Annotated in this window: 7 protein-coding genes; 1 reads left to right on the top strand and 6 read right to left on the bottom strand. The window is 44.8% G+C overall.

The genetic code is table 11. From position 1 onward, the window contains the following. The first annotated feature begins 123 nt into the window (after positions 1–123). Complete coding sequence (locus AC4PM4_RS01690) at positions 124–1,890, top strand: ABC transporter substrate-binding protein (RefSeq protein WP_491612562.1); 1,767 nt, start codon at positions 124–126, stop codon at positions 1,888–1,890. 108 nt (positions 1,891–1,998) lie between these two features. Here the strand turns inward: AC4PM4_RS01690 and AC4PM4_RS01685 are convergent, their stop codons facing one another. The 6 genes from AC4PM4_RS01685 to uvrA all read right to left on the bottom strand — a co-directional run bounded on the left by AC4PM4_RS01685 (position 1,999) and on the right by uvrA (position 13,675). Further along, positions 1,999–4,638 carry a PAS domain S-box protein gene (locus tag AC4PM4_RS01685; RefSeq protein ID WP_491612561.1) on the bottom strand — a complete coding sequence of 880 codons (2,640 nt, stop codon included), beginning with the start codon at positions 4,636–4,638 and terminating at the stop codon, positions 1,999–2,001. A 200-nt stretch (positions 4,639–4,838) separates the two neighbouring features. After that, positions 4,839–7,223, bottom strand: a complete 2,385-nt coding sequence (locus AC4PM4_RS01680; RefSeq protein WP_491612559.1) for a polyprenyl synthetase family protein — start codon at positions 7,221–7,223, stop codon at positions 4,839–4,841. Between the two features lie 189 nt (positions 7,224–7,412). Continuing rightward, complete coding sequence (locus AC4PM4_RS01675; protein WP_491612558.1) at positions 7,413–8,210, bottom strand: sulfite exporter TauE/SafE family protein; 798 nt, start codon at positions 8,208–8,210, stop codon at positions 7,413–7,415. A gap of 474 nt (positions 8,211–8,684) precedes the next feature. Continuing rightward, positions 8,685–9,440: an SDR family NAD(P)-dependent oxidoreductase gene (locus AC4PM4_RS01670; protein WP_063563536.1), complete on the bottom strand. Its 756-nt coding sequence runs from the start codon at positions 9,438–9,440 to the stop codon at positions 8,685–8,687. A gap of 173 nt (positions 9,441–9,613) precedes the next feature. Next, complete coding sequence (locus tag AC4PM4_RS01665; RefSeq protein ID WP_491612556.1) at positions 9,614–11,143, bottom strand: MDR family MFS transporter; 1,530 nt, start codon at positions 11,141–11,143, stop codon at positions 9,614–9,616. Between the two features lie 27 nt (positions 11,144–11,170). After that, entirely contained in the window at positions 11,171–13,675 is a 2,505-nt protein-coding gene (gene uvrA / locus AC4PM4_RS01660) for an excinuclease ABC subunit UvrA (protein WP_491612555.1), read from the bottom strand. Between the last annotated feature and the right edge of the window lie 162 nt (positions 13,676–13,837).

Below are 13,837 nucleotides of genomic sequence, written 5' to 3'. Positions count from 1 at the left end.
GTTTTTGTCTCAGATGGGCTACCTTTGCCCTATCCCTTTATGTATAATTGTATGGATAAAAGGGGGAAATAAAAGTGTAAGAAAACGTGAGCACATTTCACCCTTTAAGAAGGAGCACTTCATATGGATACAGCAACAACCCATTATCTGCGTCTTGCCACAGCAAAAGAACTTTCTCTTAAATTTCATGAAGCGGTTCCGGTAACGATTGAGAGCCTTTCCGCTGCCCTATGCTGTACTCCACGCAACGTGAAGTTTATTCTGCGCAAGCTGGAGGAACAAGGCTTTATACACTGGCAGCCCGGGCGTGGCCGGGGTCATCATTCTGAGATGACATTGCTGCGCAGTGTGAATGAGGCGCTCGAGGAGAGTTTTTTGGAGCTCATGGGCAGAGGCAAAATGAAGGAAGCGATCGAGTTGATCGGCAGCACAGAGAAGAATGATGCTCTCCGGGAGCGACTGCTGAATTCGTTGAACAAGCAGATGGGATTCCACAGTCATGCCGAGAGCTCTTCCGGTCAGGACGTGCTTCGCATGGTGAGGTCACGAAGGTTGGCAGAGCTGGACCCTGCTTTTGTGTATACTGCTTTTGAAACCTATCTGCTTGGGCAGGTATGCAGCACGCTAATCACCTATGACGCCAAAACAGGAACCTTCTTGCCGGATCTGGCGCATATGTGGGAGTACAACGAGGATCAAAGAGTTTGGATTTTCTATCTGCGCAAAGGTGTGCGATTCCACCATGGTCGGGTAATGACATCCCGGGATGTGCAAGCTACATTAGAGCGCTTGCGTACTGTAGACAGTCCATTCATTTGGCTGTACCGGGATATTGAGCGTACCGAAGTTGTCGGGGATTACTGCATTCGTTTTTATCTAAGTCGGCCTAATCGCTTCTTTCTGCACTTGCTTAGTTGTGTCTCCATGACGATTCTCCCCTATGATGTCGATGTAACCCAACAATTAATCGGTACCGGACCTTTTCGGATCAATGAAATAAATGAAACGTTGTTGATCATAAGCGCATTCGATGCCTATTATGGAATCCGTCCTCATCTGGATCGAGTAGATATCTGGTTTGTGCCCAATCTGGGTCCTTATGAACGTCATTATGAGTTACCAGGAACAGACCGACTTAAATTGGCTACAGACGATACGGGGAGCAACAGTGTTGATTATCCAGCAACAGGATGCCGATATATGCTGATTAATTTTCGTAAAGCCGGTATTCACCATCAACTGGAATTTCGGCAAGCCATGCGCATTGTTTTCGATCCAGTCGCTTTGGTGAGGGAACTTGGCAGCAATCGAATTACACCGGCAAACAGCTTTCTTCCCTGGAAAAGCGCAGAGCATGCTTGGCGCGAGTCTTCACTTGAGGATGCCCGTGAGCTCCTGTACAGCAGCGGATACCAGGGAGAAAAGATCATACTTGCTTATACTGTAGCTAAAGATCAAAAAGAAGCAGAATGGCTTAAACAACGCGGAGCCAGCATCGGTTTATGTATTGAGTTGCAACCCTTCGTTGAATTTCCCAATGTGAGAGAAACAAGCGAAGCCGACTTCATTATCGCAGAAGAAGTTTTGGAAGATGACTGGCAATTTGGCATGATTAATTTTTTCATCAACAAACGTAACTATTTTCATATTTGTTTATCACCCGATTTACAGTCCATATTTTATCGAAAGATGGAGAATTTCCTTCAGCAGAATGAAGAGCAAAGGTCTGCGATGCTCAATGAAGCCGAGGATTTGCTTCGCGATAACTGCTGGATATTGTACGGCTGCCACATGAATAAAAAAGCCCTGCTTAATCAAAGTCTCTTTGGCCTTCATACCGCTGAGTTTGGGTTTATGGATATCTCCAAACTATGGATCAAAAATCAGTAATTTAGTCATTCCCGGAATGGGACAATAGCAAAAAGGCCGTTAACTTATCCATGGATAAGTTAGCGGCTCCATTGCCAATCAAGAATCCGTTCCTACGGAATGTTGAATTCAATTGTAAGTAGTGGGATATTTCTTTATTTTGTAGAATTCCTCCATCACTTGCATAATGGATTCACTTTTAATTGGTTTGCTTACATACGCATCCATTCCAGCCTTCAGACATTTGTCCATATCCCCACGAACTGCGTTCGCAGTAACCGCAACAATATAAGGGCATGCCTCTGGCCGCATTAATTCCTTAATGGCTTTGGTCGCTTCGAATCCATTCAGTCGAGGCATGTGCACATCCATAAACACAATATCGTACGCACTTCTTTTGACAGCTTCCACTGCCTCTATTCCATTCACTACATAATCGACAAGATGTCCCTTCTTCTCAATCATCCGACGCAGAACAAGCTGGTTCACCTCATTGTCCTCGGCAATTAGAATACGAAGTTGATCTGTTTTATTCTTTTTCTGTTGTAAATCGTATCTGTTGAACTCCTCCATGTTGCTGGCTTTAAACGACACCGTAAACATAAATGTAGTCCCCGGATCGTCGGACTCTTCAATCCAAATATCACCGTGCATAAGCTCTACAAGCTTCTTGCTGATGGCCAGTCCAAGTCCAGTACCTTGAGGCTTGCGCGTCATGAAATTCTCCAATTGGTAGAAGGCTTCGAATAAATGCTTTCTTTTCTCCACTGGAATTCCAATCCCTGTATCCTTCACCTTGAACTGAAATTGAACGTCATTGTATTCTTGTCCGGTAACCTTCACCTCGATCTCAATACTGCCTTCCGGGGTGAACTTTACTGCATTACCAATAATGTTGGTTAGGACCTGTTTTAGACGGTAAGCATCTCCGAACAAAGGAACAGGAATGGCGTCATTCAGGCTTAAACGAAGATCCAACTGTTTCTCCCGAATCATTGGCGTTACGATATTAACCGTCTCTGTCACAATTTCCTTAAGATCAAAGGGCTCATCCACCAGATCGGTTTTACCCGACTCTATTTTGGAAAAGTCCAGAATATCATTGATAATCGCAAGCAACGAATCCCCACTTTTTTGGATGATTTCAATGTATTCCTTTTGTTCTCCACTAAGACCAGGCGTATCCAGAAGCAAATCCGTCATCCCAATCACGCCGTTCATGGGTGTACGGATCTCATGGCTCATCATCGCCAAAAACTCACTTTTGGCTTTATTCATTCGTTCGGCAGTCTCTTTGGCTACAAGAAGCTTTTTCTGTTCTGTTATATCCTTGGCAATCAGGTAGAACCCTACGTTTTTCTCATTAATAATGATTGGCGCAAGCGTTGCCAAAACTTCTGTCTCTGAACCATTTACGTGCTGAACGGCATTGATTTCTTTTTCAGCCATCTCATACTGGCTATTGAGAATAAGTCCGAGATGATACGGTCCGATAAACCGGCATATACTTGTTCCAATCATTTCCACAACCGGGCATCCAGTCATTTTCATAGCTACCGGGTTAGCATTTATGATATTGCCGTCCATATCAAAAGAAATGATGGCATCATGATTATATTTTTTGAGTGAAGTATAACGTTCCACCGATTCCTGAAGTTTGAATTCGACGAGTTTACGCTCCGTAATATCCTGCAAAGTTCCGTTCAGCTGAATCGGTTGTTGATGCTCATCAAAAGTAACTAACCCTCGCAGATGAATATACTTTTCTTTACCAGCTGAGCCCAAATGCCGATATTCAAAATCAAGCGGTTGGCCTGTTTTCACCCATTCAATACAGTCCTTCAACTGCTGCTCCTCCGCCTGTTCCATGAATGCAAAGATATCGCTAGCCATATACTGCTTGTTGTTATCAATTTCAAACATCTCGTATATCTGATCGGAGATGGAAACATGGCCACTCAGCATGTTCCACTCCCAACTGCCGATCATGGCTATCCGTTCAGCCTCTGCACTAATTTCCTCATGTTTCTTTCTCTCCGATATATCGCGACCAATGGCAAGGATTTGTTGTTCTTGCCCAGGCTCCCCGATAACCTTATAGGTGGTCTCAAACCAAAGAGAATGCCCATCTTTATGGCGAGCCTGCAGATTCAACATATGACCTGTGCTCAAATCGATTTGCGAGACACGTTCCAGGTCCTGCGAGTGGAAAACAGCGGTATTGTTCTTGCCCACCACCTCTTCTGGTGAATAACCAAGCAGATTATAAATGGAAGGAGAACAATAGCGACAAATCCCGTCAATGGTCGCAATATAGATGATTTCTTGTGCATTATCAGAAATGAGTTTGAACATTTCTTCCGTTTGAAGCAGTTTTAGTTCGGTTGTTTTATGATCCGTAATATCTACAACGTGGCAAATAAAATACAACGGTTCACCGCTGACCTCGTTTCGAGCCAATGATATATGCAGTGATATCCATAAAATATCTCCATTTTTCTGAATATAACGCTTTTCGTATTTGTACTCACTCAATTTACCTTCACACAGTTCGCGCTCGTACATCAGATCCTGTGCTAAATCATCGGGATGGGTGATCTCCTGGTAATGAAGATGGATTAATTCTTGAGCTGTATAACCCAGCATACTGCAAAAAGCAGGATTCACTTTCATCCACTGTCCTGTTGGAGCAACAAGTGCAATCCCAATAGGTGCTTGATTATAAATCTGCTCAAACAATTCGTGATGATCGACCTTTTGAACCTGCATCTTAAGCTCTCCTTTTGGTGTATAAACACAATATTTGCTTAATACCCGAATTTTTAATTGTTGAAACATCTCATTTTCTAAACGTTTGTGTCATTAAAGCAGAATAGACCTGGATTCTATTCGCATGGAATCCAGGCAACTTTGTTTCATTTCATATAAACCATGTTGAACATGGGAATGGGTTTTAGTCAGAAACGATTTTACCGCTCCCGTCCAATGATGTAATCCAACAGATGTCTTAGAAAAGAAATCGGCTTCGGCATTTCGTTCAGCGCATCGGTTGCGAGACAATAGTGCTCCCACATCTCTTTCTTCGCGCCATCTTCACCCAGAATGGATACAAAGGTTGAGCTGTTGTTCCGTACATCCTGACCTGCCGGCTTACCGAGTACCCGATGATCCCCTTCCAGGTCCAACAGGTCATCCTTAATTTGAAAGGCGATACCCGCATGATACGCAAACTTCTTTAAGCAGGCAATCTCCATTTCCTTCACCTGAGCCAGAATGGCTGGCATCACAAGTGCAGCCTCGAAAGCAATACCTGTTTTGTAGAAACAGATCATGTTCAATTGTTCCAGGGTCAATGCTTTGCCTTTGGCATTCAGATCCATCGCCTGTCCCATACACATATCTTCTGCTTTTTCAGCGGAATATTGAATCAGGGTAAGCACGGTTGCGGCATCAAACTGATTGAGGGAAGATTGCTCGCCAATGGCTTTTTGAATGAGAAATAAACCTGTCAATTCTGCTGTTGCGCTGTTATGCACCTGATGTAAGGTAGAGCGCCCCCGCCTGGTCGAAGCATTATCCTGGGTCGGCAGATCATCAAAGATCAGTGAAGCCGTATGCATGTATTCCAGTGATCTTAGAAGAGGAATGATAGATGATTCATGCAGACCATATTCACGCACACCCATCACCCAGGTCAGGATCGGCCTTAGCCGTTTTCCATCTCCTTGTAAACTGTAATTCGCTGCATCAATAAGTGTGCCTTTCATCTCCGGAAGTCCACCCGGCTTGGATATCTGCAATTCAATATTGATCTGTTCACGAACCGTGCGAATCGTATCCAGAAAATCCTGTTTTTCCTGCTTGTCATTCTGCAATTGAAGGATGACCTGATCCCGCAGCAATTTATCCAGGAAATCCACATCATCGGCTTTTCGCACCATTTGCTGAATGAGGCGATTGAATTCAGGTTGTCCGGAGGCAAAGATGTTCATCACTTCGTTGTATTGTTCTTGACCCAAACGCTCTCTACAACGCTTAAGACCATTAATAGCCCGATCCAGTATGACCTCCTGGGTCTTCGCATCTGAATGGTACACCTCATGAATCAGATAAGAGATAACCGCCCAGTATAGTTCATACGGATTGATCAGATCGGGCCGCAGGTCACGATACTTCAGATAGTAAGTATAAGGAGTTACTGCCTCCTCATCCATATCGTCAAACATATCAGCGAAATCGTCCGCGAGCTGATTATAAATGCCATAGTAGAATGTCCGCAGATCAAAACCTTCATCCGCAGATGCACTGAGCACGGAACGAACAATGAGTCTGGAGGATGAGGATTTAATAATGATTGGAATATAAAGTTCTTCATTAGAATAATTCGCGTTCGATAGTTTCTTGGCACGGTCTATTTCCTGAGATTGAAAGAATACATAGGATTGCTCGAAGAATGTGCGCTGCGTCTCAGGGCGCTGGTAGTTCTTGATATACTCGAACGCATCACGCAGCTCGGCATGAACATATTGAATGACTTTGAGATTGTCTCCCTTCCATTCGCCGATATCCGGCACAATCCCGGTGAGAAGCGCATTGCGAATTAAGAGAGAATACTGTTCCTTCTCTTGCGCAGTCAACGCCTGCGAATCAAGTAGGTCATCAATAAATGGATAGGTCAATCCGTAAGAATAACCGAGCCTAATCGCAGCGTCCAGCCTCTCGGAACGTTCTACCTGGGGAGTCTCATCATTCATATCATCGTTCACATGCAGAACAACACCAAGAATGATCTTGAGCAGCTTGCGCTGTGCCTGTTCTGCATCCAGTTCTTTGGGAATATTGGAAGCAACATTTTTCAATTTGCTGATGACCCAGATAACAGCTGTTTCCACGTTTTCCTTCTGGGCCCAGCGATACAAAGCGGCCAGACTGATATAATCCGGGCTTCCCTTGAGGTGGGTTGTATTTGAACGCATAAAATACGCTTTGGTATCCTGAGCGACACGCTGAATGCGTGCTTGGGTATCCAAGGAGTCCAGGGCTTTGCCCAGATCTCGCATATAAATGTAAGAAATACTGCGATCCAAGTAATCATCCAGTTTGCCTGTAACATTAAGCCAATGGATATATCTATGAGCATCCCGGGAATCCGGTTTTCTTTGACTTGGTGATAAAAAAGATAACCAGGAAAAAGGTTGAATATGTTTTTTTTGCCACAAGTGAATATCTTGCGTAAGTGCAGTGGTATACGTGTTATTCAGAAGTTGTTCATGAAGAGAAGTAAAATACTGAGCTGCCTTCTGCTCAGCCAGCCGATATCCTGCATCAGCCTGATCTGTGAGTACGTTATTCATAGGATGGATACCTCAACTTCTCATAATGTTAAACATGTATCCATGAAAGGAGTTTGAGGGTGCTCCATGGACGAAAACTGATGTGAATTCATGCAACAACAAATTCGCCAGCTCATGTTCATAACCTTTATACGGCATTCCATCCGTTTGGTTACGAAATCGTCATGGACGCTTCAATCCTGTGTGGTTTTACAAAATGGAATACCATACCTTCACTGCTGTAATGGCGATAAGAACCATCAGTCCGTACCGAAGCAGTCTCACATTAATCATTGAACTCACTTTGGAACCAAGTGAAGCACCAAGCAGACTCCCGATAACCGTATAAATGATGGGCTCCAGCGGAATGTCTCCACCCAGAATTTTTCCCACCACCCCACCAATGGCGGAGATGAACACAATCGCAAGTGAAGAAGCAATGGTCGTCCGGGTAGGAATCTTAAGCACGGTCAGCATGATCGGAATCAATATAAAAGCACCACCCGCACCGACAATTCCAGAGACGATCCCTACGGCAAGAGCCGATCCCGCCGCAACATATGTGTTAAATGTCACCTGACCAGCCGAGCCTTCTGTTCCCTTACCGGGAATCAGCATAAGTACAATCGCGATAATGGCCAGAATGCCATAGATCAGATTGATGACTTCTCCATTCAGGTGACCGGATATGAAGCCGCCAATCAGGCTGCCGACCAGAATACTGGAGCCCATGTAAGCCACCAGACCTTTATGAATGAGAACTTCGCTCTTTTTCCCGTTCCCTGTTCTTCTAATGTAGGCAATCACACCAGCGAGCGAGGCAAAAAACACCTGAAACATGCTGATCGACGACACCTCATGTGCCGAGAATGGTTCCAGCCCCATGAGAGAAGGTACATACAACAACAGCGGGTAATTAATTATGGCTCCACCTATACCCAACAAACCGGAGAAGAAGGAACCGACCAGACCCAGTATAAACATGATGACAAAAAGCAGAGTATCCATCGGTTTTTCTTCCTTTCTTGCGGTGTAAAAAATGATGCAAAAAACAGTATACGCAGTTAAAATAATCGGATATAATAAAAACCAAGTAAATTAATCCGAAATGAGTGATTAAGCATGTTTAACGTGTTGAAGACTCTTTTTGAAAATAAATGCCCGCAGTGCAACGAAAAATTACAAGTTCACAGTGATGCGTTATGCGCTACAAAAACATGCTCCCAATGTCACTACAAAGAAGAGAGCTATGGCTCTCTCGGTGTGCGTATTGTCTATGACACCACAAAATGATAAAAGACGCATGCCTGCTTATTGTATCATGATCTCTGAACTACCGGGATGACTATATAGAATTATTTTCATAATAAATACTCTTCTTATATTGATTGCAAAAAAAACGGTGCAGAACGATTTATTCGTTCTGCACCGTTTTTTCTTTTATTTTTCAGAGACGGACTGCACTACCTTACTGCTCAAATCTTATTTTGTTTTGAAGCTGAGGAATCCATCATCTACCGCAACCGTTGTACCATTCACTGCACTGGCAGCGTCACTGAACAGGAAGGCTACAACACTCGCAACTTTCTCCGGTTGAATGAGCTCTCCGCGCATATGTTGGGTGGCAAGCGCATCTTTCATCGCTCTGTCATCACCCAAAATCGGTGTCTCAATAAAGCCTGGCGCTACACCAACCACACGAATACCATGTTCGGCAAGTTCCAAAGCACCGGATTTGGACATCATCACGACAGCTGCCTTGGCTGCATTGTAGTTAAAGCTTCCCACAGCGGCAATGCTTCCATAGATCGATGCTGTATTTACGATGGTGCCTTGTACATTCAGTTCAACCATTTTTTTGGCGCCATAATACATACCGTAATAGACACTGTGCTGGTCAACATCGATTACTCTGTGATAGGATTCCGGGTCCATTTCCAGAAATGGCTTCACAAGTCCAATGCCCGCGTTGTTGAAAATACCGCTCAATGTTCCGTATTTCTCTACAGTCCAGTCGATCAGGGCTTTGATCTCATCTCCTTTGGACACGTCCACTTTGTATGCCCCGGCTGTGCCACCACCTGCTTCAATCTCAGATGCAAGCTTTTTGGCACCCTCTTCGTTATAGTCTGCTACAACAATCGTTGCACCCAGATCCGAAAGCTGAAGCGCTGTTTCTTTACCAATACCACTCGCTCCGCCGGTGATAATGATTACTTTTCCATTTTGTTCAGACATAACGTAGGTCTCCTTTGATAAGAACATATTTTTCACACTAAAGTAAGCAACTATATTTTCTTCTGTTCTTTAATCATATTAAACGGTTCACCGCTTTGTCAAACAATGGGAAATGCTTTCTCCATTATGAGAAAAATGTCATATCCAGCACACAAATCCATTACATAGTCTTGCTAGTGTGAAGCTAAATATTCATCTGACTCGGATGCAGGGTCAAATTTTTCCTTACTCATAAACCAAGCAGCCAATAGAGCAATAACGGCCGGAATGATGGCCCAGGCAAACGTATGAACGATGGATGAGGACAATGCTTCTGTAATCTTATCCAACATTGGCGCAGGAATATCAGCACGAGTGTCCGGTTTTAGGACTAAGCTAGGATCACTCAGATTCACGCCACCACCCTGCTCACTACCATTACTATTTCCAAAGAAGGAAACCAATTTACTCGCAAATACGTGACTCTGTACGATACCAAATACCGTAATTCCTAACGTCATACCGAGTTCCCTATTGAAGTTAAGGGTTGAGCTGGCAGAACCGCGCTGTCTTGCTGAGAAACCGTGAATGGCTGCATTGCTCAATACAGAGAACGAAGACCCAATGCCCAGACCAACCAGAATCATGAAAATGGTCACCATAAATCGGGAGGAATCCGTCGTTAACGTTGTCAGCAAGGCGATACCAATGACCAGCAGCGCAAGTGTGGGTAACATGATGGAGCGGTATCTGAGCTTGGTAAGCATGGCTCCTCCACCCGCAGCTGTTACAACTGATCCAAGCATCATCGGCAGCAGAACCAGACCGGAGTTGGTAGCTGATCCACCAAGTACGCCCTGAATATAAATGGGGATATAGATGGAAGCTGTAATAAAGGCTGCACCGCTAAATATAGCCATTAGATTGCTGGTGGAGTACAGCCGGTTTTTGAACATGCTGAATGTAATAATTGGTTCTGCCACACGCCGCTCTATGAACACAAATGCAGTCATCAGCACGGCGAACGCAGCAAACAAACCCACAATCATACTGGAATTCCAGGCATATTCCTTGCCTCCAAGTTCAAGTGCAAACATGAGACACACGATGGAAGCTACCAGTGTGAATGCGCCAAAATAGTCAATTTTCTGTTTGGAATGCTCTACGGATTCTTTATAGAAGAATGCAATCATGACAAAGGCGATCAGACCAAGTGGCAGGTTGATATAGAAAATCCAGGACCAATGAATGTAATCAGTGAGATAGGCTCCGAGAAGTGGTCCGAAAATACTGGATAAACCAAAGACTGCACCAAATAGTCCCCCCACTTTACCCCGTTTGTCTGCGGGAACGACATCGAACATAATGGTAAATGCGATCGGCATCAACGCTCCGCCGCCGATTCCTTGAATCGCACGATAAATGCTGAGCTGAATGATAGAATCCGCTGTCCCGCACAATGCAGAACCAATCATAAATACAATGATTCCAAAAATGAAAAATCGCTTGCGGCCATACATATCCGATAGTTTACCGAAGATCGGCATACCCGCCATCTCCGCAACCATATAGGCAGAGGTGACCCACATTAATTTATCAAATCCGCCAAGATCACCCACAATGGTACCAATTGCAGTGGCTACGATGGTGTTATCCATCGAAGCCATGAGAATGGCAAGCAGCAAGCCTGCAAGAATAACGCCTAATTTATTGCTTTTTACCATGATTATTTTTCCCCTTATCCATTCTGATTAAAGCCCCTCGGCTAATATACGCTTCAAAAATTGTCCTGTATGGGAGGCTCCGACCTCCGCCACCTGCTCCGGCGTGCCTTCGGCTACTAGCTCACCACCCGCTGCGCCACCTTCTGGGCCAATGTCAATAACCCAATCGGATTCCCGAATCAATTCCAGACTGTGCTCTACAACGACAACGGTATTCCCCGACTCAACCAGCTTATCCAGCAAAATATGGAGTTGCTTGATGTCTGACGGATGAAGGCCGGTTGTTGGCTCATCCAATAGATAGAGCGTGTGTTTTTTGGTCTTTTTACTCAGCTCTTTTGCCAGCCTGATCCGTTGACCCTCACCGCCTGACAATGTTTTGACGGATTGCCCCCATTGGAGATAACCAAGTCCAACTTCACACAACATCTCGACGAGATCGGCGATTTTGGTCTGACTTTTCAGGACAGGCAGACTTTCGGCTACTGACATATTCAGTACATCGGATATCGAGAATCCTTCGTATTGAACCTGTAACACCTCATCCATGAATCGTCTGCCCTTACAGTCATGACAAGTTACCTCCAGATCAGGCAGGAAGTTCATGTCCACAGACAACACTCCCAGGCCTTGACAGGTTTCACAGCGCCCTCCGGGTGTATTGAACGAGAAATGCTTCGCAGTAAGCTTTCGTGCCTTGGCATCTGGCAAACCAGCGAACAGTTGGCGCAGGTGCGTAAATACATCTGTGTAGGTGGCAACATTCGACCGTTGCATTCTGCCCATTGGCGTTTGGTCAAAAATAACGATATCACCTACGTTCTCCAACCCTGTTATCTCTTCACAACCTGATGGTTTCTGAAGTGATTCCATTCCCTGTGCGAGGATATCAAATACAAGCGTAGATTTGCCGGACCCTGAAACACCCGTTACGGAGATCAGCGTGCCTAATGGAAAAGATACAACCGGAATATCAATGTTGCGCAAATGCGCTCCCCGAATGGCAAGATGCTGCCCCGTACCTGTTCTTCGGTTATAAGAAGGACTAGCCACAGATTCATTTCTCAGATAAGCTCCCGTAACCGAAAGCTCACTTGCCATTAAATCCTCCAGGCTCCCTTCACCAACAACCATCCCTCCATTGACTCCAGCACCAGGTCCAATGTCGATCACATGATCAGCAGCACGCATCATCTCAATATCGTGTTCAATGACGAGGATCGTATTGCCCAGATCACGAAGCTCCTGAAGTACGCGAATCAGGCCAATGGTATCTTTCGGATGAAGCCCTGTCGTCGGTTCGTCCAGAATATACAATACGCCCGTTAAACCAGAGCCTAGAAGCGATGCAAGTCGTAATCGCTGAGCTTCACCACCAGATAAAGTTACGGTCTGACGATCCATGGAGAGATAGCCAAGTCCAACATCCATAATGCGTTTCAACTTGGTGGGCAGATCATGAAGGATTGGATCAAGCAGGTGATGTGCCTCGGGTGAGATCACTTCTTGTAGGCCTACCGTCCATTCCAGCACTTTACTGAATGACCAGTTGGTTACGTCGGAGATGGATGCGCCAGCTACGCTTACCAAAAGAATTTCTTTTTTCAAACGAGCACCCTGACATTCAGGACACTGCTGTTGATGAAAAAAACGTCCGTCTTTTTCCGTTCCGCCACCTTCTCCTTCCTTTTCTTTATATCGTCTCCACAATCCGGGGATCACACCTTCGAACTTGGTTCCCTGAATGGGCTTGATATTAGGGTAATGCTGCTTAAACGCTTCGCTCTCGACGCCGTAGTACAGCAAATCGCGCTCGATTTCACCAAGGTCCTTCAATGGACGATCCGGATCGAATCCGAATCCAAAATGCTGTCCAGCTGCAACCAGAATTCGGATCTGGATATCCCGATGCACACCATTTAACGAAGCAACCCCTCCATCCCGCACACTAAGCTCAGGATTGAATACAGCCGCTTCGTTGATTGATGCCACATGACCAAGCCCACTACATACATCACAAGCACCCTCCGGTTTGTTGAACGAAAAGTGTGACATGCCCAACTTCTCAAGCACGGCATTGCAATGTGGACAATGTATAGTCTGATGACCCATGTATTCGTCTTCCTCGGTTAAATGACCAGCCGCTTCCCACGATGGTGATATGGTGCCATTACAGGATGGACATATACGCTCCCCAAGTCTGGAAAAAATGAAACGAACGTAAGTGTAAATGTCTGTCACTGTTCCTACTGTTGAGCGTGGATTCCGATTAGTAATGTGCTGTCCTACGCTGATGGATGGAGAAAGACCTGTGATGGACTCCACTTTCGGTTTGCTGATCGAATCCGATGTTAATCCCATCGATTCCATGTATTGTCTCTGACATTCTCGCTGAAGGGTATCCATTGCCAGCGTGGATTTGCCGGAGCCGGACGGTCCCGTTAGAACCACCAACTTATACTTCGGAATCGAAAGTGAAATATTCTTTAGGTTGTTCTCCCGTGCTCCTTTAATCATCATTGTTTCTCTCAAAATCGATCGTCCCCTTTGCAAATAAGTACAGAGTTCGTTAAAATAAGTTGAAATTAATCATACGTTAATCTAGTATCTCCAAAATTTATTATCTCGTTAATCTAATATCTCGATAATCAAGATATATGTCATCTTAAGAGGAGGGTTATCTTTTGTCAAGAG

It is taken from the genome of Paenibacillus sp. MDV22-iso6 (genome assembly GCF_058408365.1).
This window is presented reverse-complemented; position numbering and strand designations above follow the sequence as displayed.

Coding starts and splice junctions, on each gene's coding strand:
- AC4PM4_RS01690 (WP_491612562.1), top strand. CDS start 124: ATGGATACAGCAACAACCCATTATCTGCGTCTTGCCACAGCAAAAGAA.
- AC4PM4_RS01685 (WP_491612561.1), bottom strand. CDS start 4,638: ATGCAGGTTCAAAAGGTCGATCATCACGAATTGTTTGAGCAGATTTAT.
- AC4PM4_RS01680 (WP_491612559.1), bottom strand. CDS start 7,223: ATGAATAACGTACTCACAGATCAGGCTGATGCAGGATATCGGCTGGCT.
- AC4PM4_RS01675 (WP_491612558.1), bottom strand. CDS start 8,210: ATGGATACTCTGCTTTTTGTCATCATGTTTATACTGGGTCTGGTCGGT.
- AC4PM4_RS01670 (WP_063563536.1), bottom strand. CDS start 9,440: ATGTCTGAACAAAATGGAAAAGTAATCATTATCACCGGCGGAGCGAGT.
- AC4PM4_RS01665 (WP_491612556.1), bottom strand. CDS start 11,143: ATGGTAAAAAGCAATAAATTAGGCGTTATTCTTGCAGGCTTGCTGCTT.